We start from the raw sequence: 21,178 nt of genomic DNA, 5'->3' as shown, positions 1-21,178 counted from the left end.
ACTACTCATGCAGCGATATGCACGTAGGCGCTTGGATAGTGTATCGGCGGCTCGATATGAGTTCCTCGAGTCTGCTAATGGCCTTAGCACCGTGGTAGCTGCAAAGCGACTTACATCGACTATCACCTGTCAGGATGGGCTGTAAGGTATCCACTCTCCGTTGGGCAATGCCATAAGGTCATTACTCGCGATGACCTGGCTGGCATACCAATCTCGAGTCGGCAATCCAAGCATATGACGACGAACCTTAAGGAGCTTTGTGATGGGCGGTAAACGGAAGCCTTTCATTACCACCAAGGCAGTAAGTGAGGCGGTTGTAAGATCGGGTGTGACTCGCGGATGGACACGTCCATTGATTCTGGAAGGATGGGAGCTATCGTCGCTCCACCTCTCAGAATCGGTCATTAGGGGTGTTTTTTCCCCGATCCTCGCTAAAACCACTGTGTCAGCGCTATTCGACAGGAACGTGTATACCGTTACAGGGCGAGAAGCGCTTCAATTCGAGTGCACAGCAGGCTTAAATAGCGATCCTGGCTACATTCTTAGCGAGATGCTGCGCGAGCTGATCACGAAACAATGGCCCATGGACAGGCTACTTCCAGTGGGCAGCGAGTGGAATGATTTCACCGAGGCTCTTTTTGAGACACTGTTCAATTCAAGGTGTGCATCGCGCCGCTTAAGGGGATGGAAACTTGAGCTAGATCTTGGTATTTGAGTTGAAAGCTCTGTAATATCCGGGTAGCCTCACAGAGGCCACAAGGACGGGATTACCTGGACTCCTGCGGTCAGCTTGCAAAGCTAACGTACCAGGCCAGAATACCCTGCTCAATCAATATGCCATGAATGCTTGTCGTGAAGCTGACAACGACGTAGTAGGCATTTATAGTTCGGCATTTTGATTGAGTAGGTTCTGAAGTACACGTCATGTACTATTTACCCTCATCTGTTTCTACGTGCACGCCTGTGGAGTTCCAGGTGGGCCATTCCACGTCTCCAATCCCTGAACAACTTCTCCCAATCCCGGTAGTACGCACCTTCTACCTTACGTGTAGATCCCCGGCTCGCCCACATCCACACCTATATCCTCGAGTGGTGACCTCGTAAAGGCCGGTAGTAATCCTTTCAAGGTATACACATGGAAGTGCTCTTTTCTAGTAATGAACGCCAGAGTGGCTACTTATACCCCTCACTGGACAGCTCAAAGATCGACGTGATAGCTTTCGCCGACCGATGTATCTGGATCGGGCGGTCGGCTCGCGAAGGCCTCAGTGCCACAGGTTTGCTACACCCTTCTTCACGCACGCATTTCGACAATAGTCAGCGGGCAGCCGACGCCTCGACGTTATTGGAGAACTGCCAATGCGCGTTCCAGTACATCCAAAAGACCTCATCCGCAACAGTAGCCTGAAGAAGCTCGCCAAGAATCTGCAGAAGCAGTGGTGTGGCCCAAGCCCACTCACCCACACATCAGCCCTGGAGCTTCTTGCCCAGGGACTTGGTTACAAGGACTACAAGGATCTGGCAGCTTCCACGAGCGAGCAGATGCCAGCAGGTACCTTCCCACAGTCTGCGGTGAGGCAGGCACAGATGCTCGCAATCAAAGCGGCGATGACACCCAGCGAGTGGTTTGCCTCAGACCAGGCGGCACTGGCGCAGATGATCAACTCGCTGCACCTTAACGCCCTCTCTGCATTCAAGGTGCCGAAAAAGGTTCATCTACCGCCACGTCATGGTGAACAGTCCACTGGGTCGAACATGTCCGCTTTGAGAACTCAGATGGCGAACTCTGCATGTAAGCTCTACTCCCAGTTATCAAAGGAAGAACTTGAGTCTCTCAGTCGGGCCGTTGAGACCACGGAGAGCCTGCGAGATCAGGCACTGATGAGCTGCATGATCGCCGGCCTTCGAAAATGGGAATACTTAAGCGCGAGGCCCAGCGACTTTTTTGAAGATGGTGAACGCACCCTCTTTGTTTCTCGGGGCCTCAAAAAAGCACGAGTCACATTGCCTCGCAAATGCTGGACACCCATCAGCCGCTTCATCACCACCGCGAATCTGGCGGAAAACGCCCTTTTGTTCCAATCCAAAAGGAGCCCAGAAACTCCTATGTCTCCTTCGGCACTTCAAAAACTGTGCAAGGCTTGGGCACACAAGGCTGGCATTGATCCTGCCAAAGTCAGTCCACTCACGATTCGCATGTCCTTAAAGTTGAACGCGGCTATGCAGATGGCCACTGTGAGTAGTCCGCTCCCAATCGTGGCAAAACAAATGGGCCACTGGCCAACGGAGTCGATGACGAAGTATTACCTGAGTAGCAGCTTGGACTCCAAACTCAGCGATTGAGACGAGACGTTCAGGGTGGGAGTGACGGTGACCAAGACGGCAATTTTTGCCGCGTTCGGGACGGTTGTGCGAATAGGTCGAAGAACAACCCCATACCGCCAATTGCTGCGGGAAGGCATGAAGCAAGGCCGGCGACCTCACCCTGGTGATGCACACGTCATCATGATGCTGAACTTGGAGCTGAATGAGCTCGCCGAGCACGTCGGCATCCTGCTTTCAGAATCTCGGCGAGTCGAGATGGAGTGCGCTCTGCAGGCCGAGCTCAACTCCATCGAGGCATATCCCGATGCAATTGAGGCGGTCGCTATGCTCCAGGAGCGTGGCGTTGCTTCGGTATCAGCAGCAACCTTGCCAAGCCCTATGGCGCGGCGGTGGAGCAGCTTTTCCCGAGCATGAATACCCATGTATTCAGCTTCGAGATCGGCGCTGCCCAAACCCGATCCTCGTATTTACCGGGCCCTACTGGAGAGGCTTGATCCTAGGTCAGGAAGGACTGCCAGAACAGATGCACCTGAAGTTTGGATTGTAGGTAACTTAGCGCGGTGTGATCGGGATGGTGCCCGAGCACATGCGCTAGTAACGCCGACTGTCTTGAGCCAGGCCCGTCAATGCTCGCCGTTGTCTTAACTCTGCCGGACTTTCATCCTTAAGCCAGCGCGCTCAGCTTGCTGGTTGCGATGAGCCTTCAACCTGGACTGCAGACAAAATCTTCCGCACCAGCTCAAGGTTTTCCAAAACCAACCGTTTGTCATAGGTATGTATCCCTTCGAGCGAATCGCTTTGATCCCACCTACCGATGACTACGCAAAGCGCTTGAGTGCCGCCATTTCGTTCCCCAAGACGATCCTAGGCAACCGTCAGCACGCTGCCTGGCAACGTCTGATCAACGTCATCAAGTCTTCAGAAACCCTTTCTGCATTTGATAAAGCTGCAGCCTATGTAGAGGGCTACGCACATGCGCTGATCGACAGCGACCAGATCGACATTTCCATCGAACGAGATGTGTTGATCATCGAGACTGTCGACGCATGGCGATGCGCCCGTGCAGGCTCCCGCACCTCTACCTATTTGTAGCCACCAGTGAGTACCATGACTTCTATTTTTCAACGCTATGCCGACGACGAACCGTCTGAATTACGCATCCAGATGCCGCAGCGGGTTCTGGCTACAACCGTCAGTCATTACCCAATAGATGTTCTGGTAGGCCACTGGGAAATGTATCTGGTTGGCTCCTCCTCCGCTCACGATAGGTTTCCATGGGCTGGACGATTTGTCATGGGTATGCCCGTACCCACTTGGGCGCGCGGATTGGAGTGGAACGTAGGCCAGCAGGCTCGTTTTATTAGCGCCGTTTGGTCAGGGGGAGACTTGGGAAGCTACCTTACAAACGAATGGAGCGAGCCGGCGAGCACTGGCAGGGCATTGGCGGAGAACAGCGAGATTCTGGTCGATGGTCAGCAACGTCTGCACAGCCTGGAAGAGTATCTCCTCGACCGGCTGGCGATCCCTGATGCACAAGGACAGCCGAGGATTTGGTCTGAGCTCGGCAACGGCGAAAGGAAGCGCTTTCTGTCGACGATCTTTACCCATGTCAGGGTGTCGTCTGGTGACGAGGTGGCATTGCGCAGGACATACGATCTTTGCGCGCAGGAAGTAGTGCCTCGGTCATTTGATCAACGAGCTGTTCGGTAACCTTTTAATCAAGGCGGTCGGGCGTATCCCTTCGGGAGCGGCTGTCGTAAACCGAGCCCCGCTACGCTGGGTTTCGGCCCTTCGGGCTTCCATCCTTACGCTCTTCGACCATCATGGTCTGCGCACTCCGCTTGCAGAGCGAGCCGACTCACCTTCTTGCTTGGACATTGGCTACCGCTCCCACATACTGCTGTGAGCATCCGATCAAAGATGAGGCCGGGCAAATGGGTTGGCTATTTTGGAAAGACAAGCGGCCCGAGTGGGTTCAGGCAGAGGAACGGGAATTCATCAAGGCTGCGAACAGTCTGAAATCGCTCCAGGTAACGCCTCGCGGTGGCATGCGCATTGACCCCGAGGAACTCAGGGATCAGATCCTTGAGGCCCGAGAGCGGTATAAAGAGCTGGTTAAGAGGTAGCATCAAGGTCATACCCTAGGTGCTGCAGAGTCATGAAGCGGCCTAGGGGTTAGCTGGCGATTACTCACTCAGGTACAAATTTTGCGCTGGCGTTGAAATGTGCCACCTGCACTACTTCCCACTGGTCAAAGAAGACTTGTTTGGTGCAATCCACTCCCTCTCCACCAACGCTGGCGTGTCTCTTCCCCGACTTCTTGAGATGGTACGCGCAGCCGACAATCTCAATGTAGGCATTTTGCGGATTTGGCCTGAAGTCACCAGCGACCCGCAGCATCTGCTCAGGCTTGGATTTGGGGAGTACAAACACGACTCGGAAAGTCGAACCATCCTTGTAGCCCTCAACACTACCGGCACTCCATTTGTACCCAGGCAAGCGGAACGTTCCGGATATCTTGCTGTTGGTTGCCTGTCGAATTTCCATCGTTCCTGATTGGCCGCCAAAGTCGATGTTCCACTCACCGGATAAATCCACGCGGTTCGTGTCGCTTTTATTGAAGTGGGGATAATTCATCACCACCGCTGGGATAATCATGATCTTCCGAATCGCCGAAGTCGCCTCGATATCTCCAGACCTATAGTAAGCAACGAGGCTCACCGGCTCATCCGACACCTTGAGAGCCTTCAACTTGGTGGTCAGAGGCACCAGGGTCGAGCCGTCAATCGCAGGAACACCCAACGTCGGTGATGGGGTGAATTTGATGTACTTCTGATCGGTACGAATTTCAACAGTGCCAGCAGGTATAGATTTTGCCGAACCTACAGAATCTACACGCACGTCGAGGGGGAACTCGTCCCCGACATGTACGGACTCCGGGGCGATGATCTCTACTCGGGCCTCTGCCTTCTTCCATAGGCTCGACGTTTGTTCGATTACGGGTACAGCCGCCGTTATAGCTGCCGTAGCGGTTGGTACGCCCAACACAAGCCACTTCGCAGTCTTCGATAAGCCTGCCCAAGCCTTTTTTATCCACTGCATGCTAGTTGATCCCACCCAGCGTTAAGTCAATCCTCATCGCGTTGGGGAAATATGAGCGTCCGGTATCGCCGAATCTGCGTTTGAGCGTTGGAAGAGTGATTTGAGCACCCGCCCCACCGTCCATAGCCAACGCCCGGTGAATATGCAGGCCACGATCCTCAGCGATCTTTTTGTAGACCTCTGCAAAATCGACCAACGTGGCAGCTTGCCCGAAGGTTTGAAACGTCCCCACGAGAAGGATATCTCCCTCGCGGGTGAAGCCAATCGCCACTCGATTGAATTCTGCGTCGCGCAGATTTTTGGCGACGTCGACTTTGCCGCTGTTGATGATGATGGGTTTGGACTGAAGGGCGTCTGACCAGGCACCAGCTTGGTTTCTGTTTGACGCTGGTATGACTTTCGCGTTTCCGTTCTGGTCAGACACCAGCACACCGCCGTGATCCCACGGAATCAGGTTAACCAGGCGCTTACCATTGGAGCGAACCAGGCCCAGTGGCTGCTCTTTCCCGTTTAACTTGAAACCAAAGAAACCGCCACTTGCGATCACCAAGGTGTTCTTCTTAACCAACGGGGCGTAAAGGGATTCTGCGGTTCCCTTTTTCTCGATTTTATGAACGGAGAGAGTCGAGGCACCGTTTGGGATGTACACCGCCACAATCTGGTATTCGCCTGATTGATGAAGGGTGACATCGCCCTCGTGAGGAAGTGGCCAGTGGAACACTTCATGCTCTTGGTCGAAAATTGAGACCAGATTCGCGCCGTAAACAGAGGACAAACAAAAGGCCGACATGAAGCAAAGCAGTAACGCTGACATCCATTTCATTTACCAAATACATCCTTTCATTCGCACAAAATCGTCGACAGAGGAACCGCAGACGTGAACATCACCGCGCAAGCCATTCCACGTACGACAGGCATGCTCATTTCAAACAGCCTACAGCGGGAAAGCTATGTGCTATGCGAACGTGGCTAATTACTGGCCATTTTGCGTTATCTCAATCTGCAAAGCCAGCAGCGTGGCCCTCCAAGGGCGACTGCCGCACTCATCGGTGAGATCAATTCCAGGATTGCGAATATGCCTACATGTTTGCGGAGCAGAGAAAACTGGGGGTGATGGCCTAAGACAAAGACGGCCCTAGTCCAATACGTTATGAAAGTCTCGTGCGTTGAAGCACGGGTACGTAGGCTGTCGTGAGGGACTGTCTCTTCTCCGGCGGTACGGATACTTCACCAATCATGACTCACGATAGCGTCACAGGCGGATGCTTGAGCAATAGGGTGTTTGTCCCAGTTTTTCCAGTTTGCAATAAACCAGTCGTGTTGCAAGCTTCCGTCTTTCGCAAACAAGTCTTTGCCTCGTGCCAGCGGAAGAATGAAAACATGTTTGTCACCGGATTGAGTCGAATACAGAGTGACCTTCAATGCTGCATCTCGACCATAGGTATCAGAGAAAAACTGGTTCAGTTCATCCACATAAATTGATTCGGCAATCGAATAGGGCTGACCGTCGATGGTGTGAACGAATACCGACCGCAGCTTTTCATCACTTAGGAATTTCGACACACCAGGCAGGTCGACGGTTCGGCTAATCGCCAGCCTAGTCGATTTGCCGGGCGCGATTGTCTGGGGAGTATTTTCATTGTCGACCGCCTTCAGTACGCACCTACCAAAGATCCCTCCCTTACCCACCTTTGCTCCGTTGGCATGCACCACTTCCAAGTCAGCGGAAGTCAGCATCACCATTTCTTTGCCGTAGTTTCTGACCTCTAAGCTGAGTGACGCTTCATCTCTCCCATTCCGAATTCTAGGATCTCTAGCCAAAGGAGAAAGTCGGGCGGTTACCAGAATCAAGGGATCATCCTGCCCAAATAGCTTTTTGACGTTTTCCAGCGCGCCACCTATATCGCTCAAAAAACCAACTACACCTGCTGCAACAATAAAAGCCGAATACGTGCAATATTTTTTCAATAGGGAAAGCATTAACAGCTCCTTAGTAATAGCTCCACCCATGCAGTAGAGCACTTCCATGTGCGCCAATGATGTACGTCAATTAAGCGCCAATTCGGCAATAGTAGTGCCCATCACACCTTTCTTGAAGGATCTGTGTCAGACAGATTGGTCTCTTCTTCGTACGCAACCAGTGGTTGCGCGTTCACATATCGGAGAGCTTATCTCAGAGCTCGCCCAGCTAACCCGAAGCCATGAGTTTGTCGTGCACCAACGGTGGCGAAGACGCCCTGAATAGCTAAGATCAACGATGGTAAAACAGCATGTGCTCCCCAAACCGGCTCATGCCAAAAAGGTGCGGTGAGTAGCGTTTCTGCGTGATATTCCAGCCCAAAATGGAGATGGATAAGCATGAGGATGCTCAATGAATAGTCGAGGCTCACAATGGCACCGATGGGAGCCGCACATCCATACACCTGGTACCGTGCTGAATGATCAGTATGGAGCGCGCGATCCTTGGGAAGAGTATCTCGCTAGGCTCGAAAGGTCGACTCCAACCATAGAGGCTATCGCTGTCACCGACTACTACGTCACCGACGCATATGAGCAACTGCTTGCACACAAGGTGGCGGGCCGGCTACCTAACGTTCAGCTGCTTTTCCCTAATATTGAACTGCGCCTCGACGTGGCAGCAAAGTCAGGGTACGTAAACATCCATCTACTGGTCAGCAATGAAGATCCCGACCACTTGATCGAACTCAAAAGGCTTCTTAAACGACTTCAATTTGCTGCACACAAAGACCGATACGATTGCACGCGTGAAGAACTGATCCGGCTTGGCCGAAAAACTGATGCCACGATTACTGACGACAGCGTCGCGCTGCAGACCGGAGCAACCCAATTCAAAGTCAACTTTTCCCAATTACGCGAAGTGATGCAGGAGAGTGAGTGGGCCAGAGAAAACATCCTAGTCGCGGTCGCGGGAGGCTCCGGTGACGGGACATCGGGGTTAAGGATGGCAGCCGACACCACAGTGCGTCAGGAGATTGAGAAATTTGCGCACATCATCTTCTCAAGCAATGCCGCTCAGCGAGAATTCTGGTTAGGCCAACGAACGGTGTCCATTGAAGAGCTGAATGCTCGGTACGACGGCTGCAAGCCTTGCCTTCATGGCAGCGACGCCCATTCCCAAGCATCGGTCGGACAGCCTGTCGAGAATCGGTTTTCTTGGATAAAAGGAGGCTTGGAATTCGACGCGTTACGTCAAGCATGCATCGATCCAGACGGGCGTGCCTACATCGGCGATCAGCCGCCCAGCTCAGCCATGCCCTCGCAAGTGATATCCCACCTCAATATCGGGGATGCCTCTTGGGCAGCCACGCCCAGTATCCCTCTAAATCCAGGGCTGGTGGCCATCATCGGAGCTCGGGGTTCAGGCAAGACTGCGCTCGCGGACATCATTGCCGCTGGATGCGACGCAGTTTTGGACATCGGCACCGATGGCGGCAACGGGATCAGCCCCTCGTTCCTCACTCGTGCCAAAGGCCTTTTGGGCGATGCGTCCACCACGTTGACTTGGGGTGGTGGCGCGACAGGTAAAAGATACCTGGATGGGCGAGATGCCTATGGCCACCTATCCTTCCCGCGTGCTCGTTATCTGTCTCAACAATTCGTGGAGGAGCTTTGCTCTGCCCAAGGCGTTTCCGATGGCCTAATTGAAGAAATCGAGCGGGTAATATTCGAATCGCACACGCAAGATGATCAAGATGGCGCGGTCAATTTCGCTGAGTTTCGCGAGCAACAAACGGCCCGATTCCAACAGGCCAGAGCGAGAGAGGCGGCTGCGATTTCAGATATCTCAAATCGCATCGGTTCAGAATATGAAAAAGAGCACCTTGTGCCCGCTCTGACAACTCAGGTGGAACAAAAGAAGACGTTGATAGCGGGTTACAACGCTGACCTTGCCAAGCTCGTGGTAAAAGGAACCGAGGCGCAGGTTGCAAGACACTCTCAACTGGCCCTGGCCGCTCAGCACCTACGAACTCAAATTCAGTCATTTAGCGCCCAACGTCGCACCTTCGTTTCCCTTCAAGATGAAGTGCAAAGCATGCGTAACACCCAGGCGCCTGAAATGCTTCGTCAATCGCAGTCGAGGCACTTCAACGCTGGACTTGATGCCAACCAATGGGCTGAGTTTCTACTGGAATACCATGGAGATGTGGACACCAATCTGAAGGGCTATCTCGTGTGGGCAGATGAGCACATCTCCAAGCTTTCGGGTGTACCTGTGACGCATGCAGACCCGCAAGTGGAGCTGATTGGGCAGGACGTCCCGCTGGAGAATGTTCCGCTCGCATTGATCAGTGCTGAGATGACCCGTCTGGAGGCGCTCTTCAGCGCCGACAAGCTGATCCGCGACCAGTACGCTGCCCTGACAAAGCGCATCGGCATCGAAAACGCATCCTTGGCCACACTGCAAACCAGATTGATCGATGCCCAAGGGGCCCTGGAGCGTCGCAAACTACTTCAGGCTGAGCGCGACAGCACCTACGGTCGAGTCTTTGATGCCATCATTAGCGAGCAGCGAGAACTTGCGAATCTCTACGTTCCGTTAATGGCCCGACTTGGTGCGTCATCTGGCACGCTCAAAAAACTGAGCTTTGACGTCCGGCGAATTGCTGACGTGAATGCTTGGGGGGCAACTGCTGAAGAGCTGCTACTGGATCGACGAAAAGCTGGCCCCTTCTACGGTCGCGGTGCACTGACCCAAGCCGCCACCCAATCGTTAAAATCAGTGTGGGAGACCGGCACGGCAGCAGAAGTCCAAGGAGCTATGTCAGCATTCCTAGCTCGATATCAACCGTCACTGTTGGAGCACGCGCCTTATGCGGCCAGCGATCATGAGAAATATCGGGCTTGGTCAAAACAGATGGCTCACTGGCTGTTCAGCACCGACCACCTGACTGTGCGATATGAGATTTCCTATGACGGCGTAGACATTCAGAAGCTATCGCCTGGCACGCGCGGGATTGTCCTGCTCCTACTATATCTAGCGCTGGACGATTCTGATGACCGCCCCCTGATTATCGACCAGCCTGAAGAAAATCTCGACCCAAAGTCTGTCTTCGACGAGTTGGTATCATTGTTCATAGCCGCCAAATCCAAGCGCCAGGTCATCATGGTCACGCACAACGCAAACCTTGTGATCAATACCGACGCAGATCAAATCATCATTGCGACTGCCGGCCCCCACCAACCTGGCGGCCTTCCACCCATCTACTATCAGTCAGGGGGGTTAGAAAATGCGGCCATACGAAAAGCAGTGTGTGAAATCCTTGAGGGTGGTGAAAAGGCCTTTCGAGAGCGCGCTCGCAGGCTTCGTGTGCGGCTTGAAAGGTAGCGCCCTGGCAGGTAGTGAAAGGCACGGCTGGCTGCCCATGCAGTTGCTTTACCTCCGATTACCCTGGCGACATGCATGCCAGGTCGTTTGGGAAATTGGTGACCCGTGATGAGACGATCAGTCCATCAACCTCAAGCCAATCGGAGGTGCCCCAGATGCTTACGGCTGATGTGCTCCACTAGCAGACATGTGAGCATCCAAGTGCAGCATTTCAGCCTGCCATTGAGTGAGAAATTTCTCCCAATCATGGGCGTACGGGCCATCGACAAGGCGCGTCGACCCGATGCTCGCTTGCAGAAAACGCTCAAGCCATGGCTGGGGAATACCGGCCTCGCGCAGTGATACCGGAACTGTGGCGTTCAATCAGGACTGCTTTGCGGACAGCATCAATATCGAGGCGTGGATGATTCTGGTTTAAGTCGACGCGCTCTTGGTCTTCAATGTCATCAAGCACATTCAAAATAGCGGCTGCTTGTGGGTCGCCCGGCACCAGGTGCGAAAGTGTCCAGAGCGCTTTGCGCCTGACAGACTCACGCGTACGAAGATCATCAGCCATGTTCAGTGCCTCGATTGGAACCGGCAGTCAGTCGACGATAAAGGTCGGCTAAGAGGCGAGCATCCAGCAGCGCGTGATGGGGAAGTTCCGGGAGCGTCACGTTGCCGATATCATCCGCTTCAAGATGACTGAATAGCAGGATCAGGTTGGTTGGACTATTGGCAACGTTAGCAGGCCAACGATGATGTACGTATGCCAATTGGCAGAAGAGAACCCAGTCCCAATCCGGGGCGTCCGAGCAGATCTCGAGCGGGCCTTCAAGGTTGCCCAGGAAAGCGAGCAGTGAGGTTCGAGCTTCGACCAAGGGTTGCCCATGTTCAGGTAGGTTGAGCTGAGGCAGGACGTTTTGGATCACAAAATCGCTGCAATCTGCCACATGGTAGGTATCTGTGAGCTCGACATAGAATTCGTGGCCAGCCTCGGACACAAGTGCTAGTGAAATCAGCTTCGTGTCGCGGTTAAGCCGAGTGAACTCGCAGTCCAAAAATACCTTCATCTCCCCCTCCCCTATGGGCACCTGGTTCACGCCTGCCGGTGTACCTTCGACAGATGATCAAGGCTGACTGAATTCTTTTATGACTTTAACTGATTACCCTGAGGAGTCTATGCCGCGCTCACAGCAAGGGAGGTGGGCCAGGTATTACGCAAGTCGCGCTTGGCCGGCGCGTGATAGTTAGAGCAAGCCCGCAGACGTGGAACGAGCTCTATGCCGGCATATTCATGGTCGATATCGAGGGATGGAGCATTACGATCTTCAACGACTGTGATGAGCTCGATTACTGCGAAGCGTGCGTGAGCCTGGGTGGATGGAATTGTTCATTCGACTCGGGTGATCGATTCGGCGCTGACCCTGTAACTCTGCTTAGCACGTGGGAGCATCAAACTCTAGAACGGATGCTGAAACGCCTTTAAATAGCTTGGGGAGCTGAGGGCGCTCCCTAGCGGGGGCCGGATGTTGTGACCCAAGCCGCTGAACCGCCGCGTCTTGGCCCTCCGGGCTTCCATCCGCGCGCCTGCGCGCTCCGTTTGCGATCAGTGGACGTCAGTGAGGACATCGATGACATGCAATCCGATCACAGAGAGGAATGCCCAGCTTGTCTCTCCCCTGGGCTGCTGAACGGTGACCCAATTGGAACCGTCGACACGTCAATCGGAGATGACGAGGTGATTCAACGTCAAGCCATGCTGCCCTCCTCGTTCGAGTGTGTAGCTTGTCGGTTGAAGATCAGCGGATTCTTCAAGCTTTCAGCATGCGGAATGGGCAACGCTTCACCGAGACTTCATTCTACACACCAACTGAGTATTTCAACCTCTATGCAGAGGATGATCTTTGAAGACGCTAGGCGTGACGGAAAGGGCTACGAGGTGGACAATAACGAGTAAGACGATCTCAAGATCCAATGGAGATGTATGGTCGGTGGCCCAATGTGATCAGCCGCAAGGGTGTGAGGACTGACTACCCAGTTTTTACGTACCATCACAAAATAAAGTTTTTTTGCCAACATAAAGTGGGCTGAACCAGCCAAATTTTTTACGCCAGACCGGAATAGCAATGGATTTTTCAAAATTTATGAAGTCGCACTCTCTTGAAGAAGTCAATCCTGACCAACCCTTGCTTGGATTCGGCATACATGAGTCCATTACACACTTTAACAATAGCTTCTTGCAAAGCGGCGCAAAACTTCTTGACGATTTCATAAAAGAACATGAAGACACTAAAAAGTGGATTCTATCGTCAGACTATGCCTTTTATGACTCCGAAAAAAATAGCGATGTAGTAACTTTCTCTCTCTTCCCGCACCTAGCATCCTTTGAGACAATGTCAGAGTGTATAAACATAATGGCTCCATCAGACCTTAAAAAAGTAAGGTCAGTTAAAGACATGTTCATTTCATTCCTTAAAGAAGGGCCGGTCTTCAATATCACCTTGATACTAGACCGTGAGCGCAGAATGCACAGTGATGAAAAGCTCTATCACATAAGCCGAATTGATGCCATGATTGGCATGCTTGAATACTGGTGCACGTCAACACCAAATGCAGAACAGAGATATAAAAAAACCATCAAAGAGCTAAAGCAGCTCAAGCAACTGGTCAAGTCCTCAAAATTAAATTTACGCTTACTCCGAGACATTGAGATTATCGCAAGCCTAGCTGCTTACTTCCTTGCAGAAGTAAGCGAAAGGGCCAATGTTGAAATTATAGCCTGGCTGTCAGACCGTGACAGCATGCTTACGTTCAAGCATAAATTTATAGGCGACTACATGCTTGAGCAAGTCAGCAACCTTTACCATACTTTTTGTGTAAACAGCGACGTAGATCCTAAAGGAAAATTAATTTTAACAAAGCCTGAAACCGTAGGAAAACTCGCTTACGATAGCTTCGTTAGAGTTCCTGACTACATTGCCGGAACCTTAGCGGACTTTGATTTTGACAAACAAAAAGCATCACATCCAAAATTCGATACGATCCGCGACGGAGTATTTGCTGCAGAAAAAAGAAATATATTCTACAAGGTGTTTTTCCATCCAAACTTTCAAGCCCACAGATTGATGTGGGGAGCGCAAGAGGGCGACACTTCAAAGCCTTAAGGCACTGATTATTCTTTCGCAGATTATAACAAGCCCTTTGTTAAACGGCTTTCGTAGCAAGCGGAGCGCGCCGGCCAGGAAGGCCGAAGGCGTGAAGAATATCAGCTCGAAAGTGGCCGAGACGATGCGAAACGCGAAGGCTCCGTTTGCGACAGCCTGGCCGCGAAGCGGCATGCCCTCCCCCCTCCCGGACGCAAGTTATACTCCATCCCCGGCGAAGACGCGTTCTACGAGCAACTTCAAGGAGCGCTTTAAAAAAAGCGGCACTGGAAACAACTGTACAAAAACACAGTTAATCATCTTTTTGTCAATATCTCACAAAGCCAGCGTGGCCCACTGCCATTATTCGCGGTAAATTCGTGCATCAACGCGGCCTAAGCTTCGTCTATCCGGCGCGACATGGACGCCCAGTGCGATTATCCGAGAGAAGGACACATGGACAACACAGAAGCCAGTGCAAGCATTGCTGGGTATGGCTACCAGTTCGAGCGTGCGCTTTATAGAATATTTCACAGTTCACATAGGGATGCGCTCTTCGGGATAGAAACAACGGATGACGTCGAGGAAGTGATTCCTACGGCAACAGGAACTATTTCAATCCAAGAGCAAGACAAACTCACGCTCTCTGGAAAAAATCCGCTGCAAGACAGCAGCAAAAACCTGTGGAACACATTCAAAAACTGGCTTGAGAAGCTCGAGCAGTCCCAGGCAACTCATGAGGAGATCAACTTTATTCTAGTGACCAATGGAGTGGTCGGCAGCAACAGCCTCGTACATCTGTTGTCAGCAGCGTCATCCCCAAAAGACGTAGAGCACGCTATTAAGACCCTTCGTACTCACGCACTCACCATGGATGGTGCTACCGCTGAAATTGCAGCAAAGGTTACCGCGTTTGATGATGAATCAATTGCCTATGTTGTCGGTCGTTTCGAGGTCATTCACAAGCATGAATCTGCTTCGATAACCGATGCGATGTACGCCGCATTGCAGCTGCCAGAGGGTCTGGACGAGCATAAGAAAGTCATATTGGATAGTCTCACGGGCCACCTTTTCAACATGGCGCGTGAGACATGGAGACGCAGGGAGCCCTTCTGGACTACATCCCTGCCACTTTTCAACCGCAAGCAGCTCCTTTTCGAAAAATTCCTCAGCGAAGCTTGGACTGCGCGAAGTCAGGACGAAACCGAATATCGCGAGCTGATAGCGCTCAACCAAGAATTGAATCTGCCTTTCATTTTCCAGCTCAAAGAATTGGGGCTAATGGAGCGAACAATCGAAAAGGAGCTTGGACATTACTGGGCTGGGTATGCCGAGCGGTCGAGACTTTTACTCAAAGGTAAGGTACTCCCGGAGCACTTTAACGAGCTTGAGAACACACTTCATGGGAGGTGGGATAGTCTTCGCGAAGCTTACTCAAACCTGAAAGGCATTCCTTTCGAAGATTTCTCCGGTGACGATCACAAGCAGATCTACATCAGTACGACCACTCCAGAAAAATTCACCATAGAAATTGGCCGTTTGAAGTCAGACCATCGTTACCTTTACCTAGGCACATATCACCATCAAGCAAATGATGACGGTACAGATCACCCGATTCTCTGGCATCAGGTCAAAGGTGAAGGTAAGTGAGCGGGCCATATTTGGATACCTATGTAGTACACAATAGCGCGCTGGCGTGCTTCTTATTGACCGTATTCGTACAGCAATACGAACTGGAAGCTTCCGAGCACCCGCTCGATATGTTGAAACTCGAACTCGTTTTACCGTTTGTCTGGGATGAGGCTTCCCGGGAAGCCTTGTGTTCAAGGAATGCTAAAACCAGGCTAGACAAGGTTTTTAGAGAGGCACCAGGTCTTAAGGTTGACTTGGAGCAACGCGTCGCATCTCGAGCGCCAGTAGCTCTGCAGGGCTTGAACCTCGCAGTTTCGGCCAATCTGTTGGCAGTGGTTCATCGCACAGATGAACTACCAGTCTTCAGCAACAAAATTGATCGCTGGCCGCGTGGAACAAAGTCTGCCCTACCCAAAGAGATGGTGATGACAGTCAACCGTCTGGCCAATTGGTACGCAAGTGTTGATACCCCTACCCTCCTGAAGCTTCTGTTCGGTATTCCCAATGAAATTTCAAATTGACTCAATTATTCTCTGGCCAAAAAATCAGAACAACGAGATTCAAGAGATCCAATTCAAGCCAGGAAAAATAAATATTATTCACGGACTGAGTCGAACAGGTAAGTCATCCGTTCTTCATATCATCGATTATGCGATGGGGGCAACCAAATGCCAGATCCCCATCGGCACGATTCGAGACAAGGTCATGTGGTTTGGGGTGAAGGTAACTTTGCGAGGGGAAAGCTGGTTAATCGCACGCAAAGGCCCAATAGACAGTACCCCTTCGAACGACTACTACTTTGAACCGTTTTCTGGCTCGATCCCAGAGATTGTGCCTACCAAAACCAACAGGTCGACTTTCAAGGATAAGCTCAACAACTTGATAGGCGTGAGCGACCTTCCGCATTCTGATGCAGAAAAACCAAGCAAGCTTGATGCCCGAACTTCTTTCAGGGACTTGGCCGCGTTCAATTTTTTGCCACAACACATCGTGGCCAATCCAAACACGCTATTTTTCAAAGCAGACACATGGATCCACCGTCAAAAGCTGACCAGGGCAATGCCTTACGCTCTAGGCATTGTAGATGCGCAATACGTTATAAATGAACGCAGACGGGACGACGCGCAAAAAGAGCTGGATGGTCTCGAAAAAGAACTCAAGGTTGTCGAGAAAGCAAAGCTTCACTGGCGTCATGAGGTAAACCGGATGATCGACAGATGCATCGAAATCGGTCTCCTCGAAGCTGACATACCTGACGATCTAGACATCAAAGTCGCGAAGCTAAAATCGGTCATGGATGCATACCGAAACAAGCGGCTGGAACAAACACTGATTGCGCCAAAGCGCCTACATATCAACGAACGATTTGATGCTGCAGTCGCCAAGGAAACTGCACAGCAGCGACTGGTAGACGAGCTAGGGGAGGAGATCAGTGGCTACAGCAGCTTGGCCCAGAGTAGCCAGCAGTTCGTCAAAGCGGTAAATGAAGAAAAGAGCCATGTCGTCGGCTTGGATTGGCTGAAAAAAAGTTTTCGGGATGAGGGCAAATGCGTAGCGTGCGGATCCACATCGGACACAATGAGCACGGTAATCACCAACCTCGAAACGAAGGTCAAAAAAATCACGCGCGTGGCTGAGATATTGGAACAGAATCCTGCGTTTGATAGCAGGATATCCAACCTTAAACGAAATCTGGCAAAGGAGGAGAAGACGCTTCATACCTATCGCGCTGACAAAAATGCAATTTTGGCGGAGGACGAAAGGCTTCGTAGCGTAATTGGTGATATCTATTATGTTGCTGGGAAAATTTCTGAGGTACTCAAGAAGATCGGCCATACATCAGCAGACGAGGCGATTGCCCAACGCATGAAGGCCGAAAGCAAAAAGATCAGCGATTTCAACAGACTGATGGCCGGCGGTAACCGCGCTGCTAGAGAACGCGAGGTAGATGCCAAGCTTACCGAACTCATTGAGCATTACGCAGATCAGTTTGGCGCCCTTGAAGGTGCTGCTAACTCAGTTCTCAGGTTGGATCAGAAGGAATTGACCATCCGATTCGACAAGGAATTCGATCAGTTTGACTACCTTTGGGAAGTCGGTAGCGGGGCTAACTGGATGGGATATCACGTGGCTGCGTTTCTCGGCATCCATGAGTTTTTGCTTCAGAAAGAAAATCTACACCTGCCCACCTTGAGCTTTCTGGTAATAGACCAGCCTAGCCAAGTGTATTTCCCGAGCAGCGATCTTGGGGGCAATGCACTGGACTTGGACATGGCCGTGTTGCGTAGGCACAGAATCGAAGACCTGCAGGCCACGCGACGAATTTTCGAGGTACTTGGAGAGGCGATCTCACGGACGAATGCCAACCTCCAAATTATCGTACTTGAGCATGCAGGGCAGGAAATCTGGGGTGACATAGAGCACACGCACTCAGTAGCCGCTTGGAGTACAAAAGGCGACGGCCTTATCCCAGCAACGTGGGATTAATCTCACACCGTGAGTACAGCCATGTGGAAAAAGCCACCGTTATCAAGGTGGCTTTTCTGAACCTCCAGCGGTTACGTTATGCTTTTTTATATAGCCCCCCTTCTGTAACAATATCCAAGCGAGAAGTGCGGGCATGCTCTTGCAGTTTTGTAGGAAAAAGCCTCCATGGAGGCTCCCAGCGACATCAAGTGGGAGTACGCGAGACGAGGAAGGACTACATGCCACAACCACTGTTCGACTTCGACCTCAAACGCGTCTCCCGCGAAAACTACATAACAGGCAAAGCCGCCATCAACTTCCCCTATCCTGGAAGCACCACGGGTGGATGGCATTTCCTTTCATATTTTGATCGGGAATCCGGCGAAACAAAGGTGTCATTGGCGGGCATTCATTATCCTGACACCACCGCCTACTTTGGTGACCTTGGCATTATTGACGTGACCGATGAGCTAGCGGAGCGCGGCTGGTCTGTGGATGGCCATCGCCTGTTCATGGCAGATCACTACAGAGCCGCTGCAGACATGATCGTGAGATGGGCACTGAGCGAGTCCAACCACTGCAGCGTCGAGATTGATGATTGGTTTCCCTCTCGTGCGGAGAGACAGCGACTGCTTGAGACCCTAGATACAGGAAGGTCAAAGCTTTCCGAGGTTGGCCGATGGCAAAAAGTGGAATCATGGCTGCGTACGCAAACCTGAAGCTCGGGTATATAAGTTTTACCCATCGCGTGCTCCACAGACCGCACACGGCGGGTAGGCACAGACGGTGAGTGGAGCCTTCTGGCCCCCCCGTCAGCCCAGGTCGTGCTCTGCCATAACATCGCGCAAACCTTTGCGACTATCCGCACCGTTTGAGCCAGCGGTGAGATGGACTAGGCTCTGTACATCATCCCAGGGAAGACTACCATGCCAGAGAATTCGAACTACAAGATTGCCACGGCGGACGCCCTGACATTGCTGCTGCATAACCAGCACGCACTAGGTGCAGCAATAGAAGAAATAACCAAGTGGCTTTCAGAAAATGGTGTGGGAAGCGTCGCCGCTCATGCGATGTCGGCCATGGAAGCGCTGGACGCAAATGCTCAAGCCATCACCGCTTCCATTTTGAGGATTCGACAGTCTTAAGTGCTGCTACCCCGAGCCCTGCGCACCTATCGCACACAGCCAATTCGACTGAACGATAAGGAAAAGAATGTTCCCGCCAATGCCCTCACCCGCTCAGTCTTTTTTAGATTTATTTCCTGCGGCTCTATGCTGCTCCAGGTACCGCATCTCTGCTTCCCAACTCGCCAAGAATTTATCCCAGTCTGTGGCGTAAGGCCCATCAGGAATTCTTGTTGATCCGATGCTCGCCTGATGGAAACGCTCCCTCCAGGGTTGCGGAATAGTCTGCTCCAAAATGATGTCGATTCCGGAGTTATGGCGCATCACCGAGATAGAGTTACGAACCTCAATGAGTTCGAGTGGCTTATCGCGACAAGGGGTGTCGTATCGCTCTTGGATGTCGAGCTCATCAAGGATGGTAAGGAGCTCAGATGCAGTGGTCTCACCTGGACGAAAGCTTACAAGCGCCCACAGAGCTCTCCGCCTAGTTCTCTCACGCTTGCAGAGCAAATCGCAGGTCATTTCAGCCCCCCTTTACAACGCTGGCGGTAGTTATGGCGTGCCGCCTTCGGCGGATGGCTGGCGTGAACCGAGCCACGGCAAACCGCGTCTCGGCCCTTCGGGCTCTCATCCTGCACGCCTGCGCGCTCCGCTTGCATAATGCTTATGCGCGCCGGGATTTGCCTGAGTTCAGTTTCTAGCGAATGTGTGGGCCAATAATTTCGCTTTTCCCGCCAGCCGCGAACTTTACTCCTTATGAAACTTGCTGAATCGACTCGACAGCGTGGAAGGGGCAATAATTTCCCACGATTCCGGCCTCGAGGAGGCACTGAAAATTACCCAGGCACGCCAAAGGAAAAACAACGCAACCAACCCAGCTTCAACTATTGTCAGCACTGTAGCGTTATACATATAGCTTTGATCTTGTCCGAATAAGAAGATCAATGCGAATAAAGAAGGAAACCAGCCGATGAGAAATACCATGCAGAATGCGAGAGCAGCGGCGCCTGCTAAAATCATTGGTACCATGAGCCTAAAGGAAGTAGCGAACACTTTCTCACCACCTTCTTTTTGAACACCATAAATCACACCAATATTTTTTTCTTTTTTACTACTGTTCTTGAACATCCCATACAATGTCACACTTTGGCCAACCTCTAATTCTTCGTAAATCTTACTGGTCATTGTCAAATTAGGAATGCTAGATCCATCAATACTGATCTTGGCTTTATACCCACCGTTCATGGGCATCACAGATCGGACATAGTCGAGCGTTCCGGAAACTTTTAGGCACTCAAACTTCATTACAACATTTACCTTTTATTCACGTAATAGAGTTCTGGAGCAGTTGAAATCTACAGCTACCCCCAAATGTGACCATGTTCCGGTATCAGGGAGGTGCGCGCGGGAGCCCCTGCTGGGAAGAGCTCTGGCGTTTCCCTGCTGGTAGGCGATACGCAGGTGATATCAACCAGCCATACCCAAAGCTGAATATATTAGATGGAATGGGTTTTAGCAATGTGGCCTTATCCTCGCATTTGGAGATTCCAATGCTTGCTAGGGACTCACTTGCCGCTGTCCTACGCGTTCTCAGACGTGCACGTGATCTGAAAGCAGAGGATTTTTCGACTGGCATCGACCCCACTCACGTGAATAACCTTGAAAACGGTAAAGTCAGCGCATCGCTTGAAACGCTCGAATCCGTAGCAGAGATCCTTGACCTCAGAACAATCTCGTTGCTGGTACTCGCAACAAGTCTTCGCGAAAAAATATCGCCTAATGAGTTACTGGCCCAAGTAAAAACGGAAGTACGCGAGTTTTCTTCGCCACGTTTTCTAGCCGACTTCGCAAGCCAAATAGAAAATGGCAAGCTGGTGCGTAGACCTTCCGGAGCTCAGGTTTCTCAGGAAAAACTGGCTGCTGTGCGAGAGTGCAAGGTCGCGGGCATGACTCAGCGTGAGACCGTGATCAAGCTCGGTTTACCTGCCTCCACTGTGCAGCGTTACTGGCACAAGGAATAGTTTTCTCACTACAGTGCTGTCGGTATGCTCAGAGGC

The 21,178-nt window shown here is 51.8% G+C and carries 18 protein-coding genes and 1 pseudogene; 12 read left to right on the top strand and 7 right to left on the bottom strand.

What is annotated here, in order from left to right; translation table 11 throughout:
* Nucleotides 1-1,359: 1,359 nt before the first annotated feature.
* The 4 genes from M5B43_RS13925 to M5B43_RS13910 all read left to right on the top strand — a co-directional run bounded on the left by M5B43_RS13925 (nucleotide 1,360) and on the right by M5B43_RS13910 (nucleotide 4,035).
* The gene (locus M5B43_RS13925; protein ID WP_248750651.1) at nucleotides 1,360-2,343 is read left to right on the top strand and encodes a tyrosine-type recombinase/integrase; all 984 of its coding nucleotides are present in this window, start codon (nucleotides 1,360-1,362) and stop codon (nucleotides 2,341-2,343) included.
* A gap of 27 nt (nucleotides 2,344-2,370) precedes the next feature.
* Nucleotides 2,371-2,739: a hypothetical protein gene (locus M5B43_RS13920; RefSeq protein WP_248750650.1), complete on the top strand. Its 369-nt coding sequence runs from the start codon at nucleotides 2,371-2,373 to the stop codon at nucleotides 2,737-2,739.
* Between the two features lie 417 nt (nucleotides 2,740-3,156).
* Nucleotides 3,157-3,417 carry a hypothetical protein gene (locus tag M5B43_RS13915; RefSeq protein ID WP_248750649.1) on the top strand — a complete coding sequence of 87 codons (261 nt, stop codon included), beginning with the start codon at nucleotides 3,157-3,159 and terminating at the stop codon, nucleotides 3,415-3,417.
* Between the two features lie 15 nt (nucleotides 3,418-3,432).
* Nucleotides 3,433-4,035, top strand: a complete 603-nt coding sequence (locus tag M5B43_RS13910; protein WP_248750648.1) for a DUF262 domain-containing protein — start codon at nucleotides 3,433-3,435, stop codon at nucleotides 4,033-4,035.
* Between the two features lie 480 nt (nucleotides 4,036-4,515).
* On the opposite strand, the gene M5B43_RS13905 is transcribed toward M5B43_RS13910, so the two are convergent.
* The 3 genes from M5B43_RS13905 to M5B43_RS13895 all read right to left on the bottom strand — a co-directional run bounded on the left by M5B43_RS13905 (nucleotide 4,516) and on the right by M5B43_RS13895 (nucleotide 7,407).
* On the bottom strand, nucleotides 4,516-5,427 hold the full coding sequence (locus tag M5B43_RS13905) for a hypothetical protein (protein ID WP_248750647.1): 912 nt from the start codon (nucleotides 5,425-5,427) through the stop codon (nucleotides 4,516-4,518).
* A gap of 1 nt (nucleotide 5,428) precedes the next feature.
* Nucleotides 5,429-6,250, bottom strand: a complete 822-nt coding sequence (locus M5B43_RS13900; protein ID WP_248750646.1) for a phosphodiester glycosidase family protein — start codon at nucleotides 6,248-6,250, stop codon at nucleotides 5,429-5,431.
* 404 nt (nucleotides 6,251-6,654) lie between these two features.
* The gene (locus M5B43_RS13895) at nucleotides 6,655-7,407 is read right to left on the bottom strand and encodes a hypothetical protein (protein WP_248750645.1); all 753 of its coding nucleotides are present in this window, start codon (nucleotides 7,405-7,407) and stop codon (nucleotides 6,655-6,657) included.
* A gap of 391 nt (nucleotides 7,408-7,798) precedes the next feature.
* On the opposite strand from M5B43_RS13895, the gene M5B43_RS13890 reads away from it, so the two are divergent.
* Nucleotides 7,799-10,774 carry a TrlF family AAA-like ATPase gene (locus M5B43_RS13890; RefSeq protein ID WP_248750644.1) on the top strand — a complete coding sequence of 992 codons (2,976 nt, stop codon included), beginning with the start codon at nucleotides 7,799-7,801 and terminating at the stop codon, nucleotides 10,772-10,774.
* A gap of 159 nt (nucleotides 10,775-10,933) precedes the next feature.
* On the opposite strand, the pseudogene M5B43_RS13885 reads toward M5B43_RS13890, so the two are convergent.
* Both M5B43_RS13885 and M5B43_RS13880 read right to left on the bottom strand, forming a co-directional pair.
* A pseudogene (locus M5B43_RS13885) lies at nucleotides 10,934-11,330 on the bottom strand (hypothetical protein).
* Complete coding sequence (locus M5B43_RS13880; RefSeq protein ID WP_248750643.1) at nucleotides 11,323-11,826, bottom strand: 3'-5' exoribonuclease; 504 nt, start codon at nucleotides 11,824-11,826, stop codon at nucleotides 11,323-11,325. The pseudogene M5B43_RS13885 and the gene M5B43_RS13880 overlap by 8 nt, the downstream one beginning before the upstream one ends.
* A 1,056-nt stretch (nucleotides 11,827-12,882) precedes the next feature.
* Between M5B43_RS13880 and M5B43_RS13875 the strand changes: the two genes are divergently transcribed.
* The 6 genes from M5B43_RS13875 to M5B43_RS13850 all read left to right on the top strand — a co-directional run bounded on the left by M5B43_RS13875 (nucleotide 12,883) and on the right by M5B43_RS13850 (nucleotide 19,142).
* Nucleotides 12,883-13,920 carry a hypothetical protein gene (locus M5B43_RS13875; protein WP_248750642.1) on the top strand — a complete coding sequence of 346 codons (1,038 nt, stop codon included), beginning with the start codon at nucleotides 12,883-12,885 and terminating at the stop codon, nucleotides 13,918-13,920.
* 435 nt (nucleotides 13,921-14,355) lie between these two features.
* Entirely contained in the window at nucleotides 14,356-15,549 is a 1,194-nt protein-coding gene (locus M5B43_RS13870; RefSeq protein ID WP_248750641.1) for an ABC-three component system protein, read from the top strand.
* Nucleotides 15,546-16,052 carry a three component ABC system middle component gene (locus M5B43_RS13865; protein ID WP_248750640.1) on the top strand — a complete coding sequence of 169 codons (507 nt, stop codon included), beginning with the start codon at nucleotides 15,546-15,548 and terminating at the stop codon, nucleotides 16,050-16,052. The genes M5B43_RS13870 and M5B43_RS13865 overlap by 4 nt, the downstream gene beginning before the upstream one ends.
* Nucleotides 16,036-18,018 (top strand): DUF3732 domain-containing protein, encoded by a 1,983-nt coding sequence (locus M5B43_RS13860; protein WP_248750639.1) that lies wholly within the window; start codon nucleotides 16,036-16,038, stop codon nucleotides 18,016-18,018. Before M5B43_RS13865 ends, M5B43_RS13860 begins: the two co-directional genes overlap by 17 nt.
* Before the next feature lie 218 nt (nucleotides 18,019-18,236).
* Nucleotides 18,237-18,716: a hypothetical protein gene (locus tag M5B43_RS13855; RefSeq protein WP_248750638.1), complete on the top strand. Its 480-nt coding sequence runs from the start codon at nucleotides 18,237-18,239 to the stop codon at nucleotides 18,714-18,716.
* Between the two features lie 207 nt (nucleotides 18,717-18,923).
* Entirely contained in the window at nucleotides 18,924-19,142 is a 219-nt protein-coding gene (locus M5B43_RS13850) for a hypothetical protein (RefSeq protein WP_248750637.1), read from the top strand.
* A gap of 93 nt (nucleotides 19,143-19,235) precedes the next feature.
* On the opposite strand, the gene M5B43_RS13845 is transcribed toward M5B43_RS13850, so the two are convergent.
* Nucleotides 19,236-19,643 (bottom strand): hypothetical protein, encoded by a 408-nt coding sequence (locus tag M5B43_RS13845; protein WP_248750636.1) that lies wholly within the window; start codon nucleotides 19,641-19,643, stop codon nucleotides 19,236-19,238.
* Between the two features lie 225 nt (nucleotides 19,644-19,868).
* Entirely contained in the window at nucleotides 19,869-20,426 is a 558-nt protein-coding gene (locus tag M5B43_RS13840; protein WP_027613483.1) for a hypothetical protein, read from the bottom strand.
* A gap of 74 nt (nucleotides 20,427-20,500) precedes the next feature.
* Between M5B43_RS13840 and M5B43_RS13835 the strand changes: the two genes are divergently transcribed.
* Complete coding sequence (locus M5B43_RS13835; RefSeq protein WP_155953507.1) at nucleotides 20,501-21,142, top strand: helix-turn-helix transcriptional regulator; 642 nt, start codon at nucleotides 20,501-20,503, stop codon at nucleotides 21,140-21,142.
* The last annotated feature ends 36 nt before the right edge of the window (nucleotides 21,143-21,178 follow it).

It is taken from the genome of Pseudomonas sp. MWU15-20650, from assembly GCF_023242475.1.
Lineage (GTDB): Bacteria > Pseudomonadota > Gammaproteobacteria > Pseudomonadales > Pseudomonadaceae > Aquipseudomonas.
The sequence above is the reverse complement of the archived record's forward strand: the minus strand, read 5'-3'. Positions and strand labels throughout refer to the sequence as shown.

Coding starts and splice junctions, on each gene's coding strand:
- M5B43_RS13925 (WP_248750651.1), top strand. CDS start 1,360: ATGCGCGTTCCAGTACATCCAAAAGACCTCATCCGCAACAGTAGCCTG.
- M5B43_RS13910 (WP_248750648.1), top strand. CDS start 3,433: ATGACTTCTATTTTTCAACGCTATGCCGACGACGAACCGTCTGAATTA.
- M5B43_RS13905 (WP_248750647.1), bottom strand. CDS start 5,427: ATGCAGTGGATAAAAAAGGCTTGGGCAGGCTTATCGAAGACTGCGAAG.
- M5B43_RS13900 (WP_248750646.1), bottom strand. CDS start 6,250: ATGAAATGGATGTCAGCGTTACTGCTTTGCTTCATGTCGGCCTTTTGT.
- M5B43_RS13895 (WP_248750645.1), bottom strand. CDS start 7,407: ATGCTTTCCCTATTGAAAAAATATTGCACGTATTCGGCTTTTATTGTT.
- M5B43_RS13890 (WP_248750644.1), top strand. CDS start 7,799: ATGAATAGTCGAGGCTCACAATGGCACCGATGGGAGCCGCACATCCAT.
- M5B43_RS13880 (WP_248750643.1), bottom strand. CDS start 11,826: ATGAAGGTATTTTTGGACTGCGAGTTCACTCGGCTTAACCGCGACACG.
- M5B43_RS13875 (WP_248750642.1), top strand. CDS start 12,883: ATGGATTTTTCAAAATTTATGAAGTCGCACTCTCTTGAAGAAGTCAAT.
- M5B43_RS13870 (WP_248750641.1), top strand. CDS start 14,356: ATGGACAACACAGAAGCCAGTGCAAGCATTGCTGGGTATGGCTACCAG.
- M5B43_RS13860 (WP_248750639.1), top strand. CDS start 16,036: ATGAAATTTCAAATTGACTCAATTATTCTCTGGCCAAAAAATCAGAAC.
- M5B43_RS13855 (WP_248750638.1), top strand. CDS start 18,237: ATGCCACAACCACTGTTCGACTTCGACCTCAAACGCGTCTCCCGCGAA.
- M5B43_RS13850 (WP_248750637.1), top strand. CDS start 18,924: ATGCCAGAGAATTCGAACTACAAGATTGCCACGGCGGACGCCCTGACA.
- M5B43_RS13845 (WP_248750636.1), bottom strand. CDS start 19,643: ATGACCTGCGATTTGCTCTGCAAGCGTGAGAGAACTAGGCGGAGAGCT.
- M5B43_RS13840 (WP_027613483.1), bottom strand. CDS start 20,426: ATGAAGTTTGAGTGCCTAAAAGTTTCCGGAACGCTCGACTATGTCCGA.
- M5B43_RS13835 (WP_155953507.1), top strand. CDS start 20,501: ATGTTCCGGTATCAGGGAGGTGCGCGCGGGAGCCCCTGCTGGGAAGAG.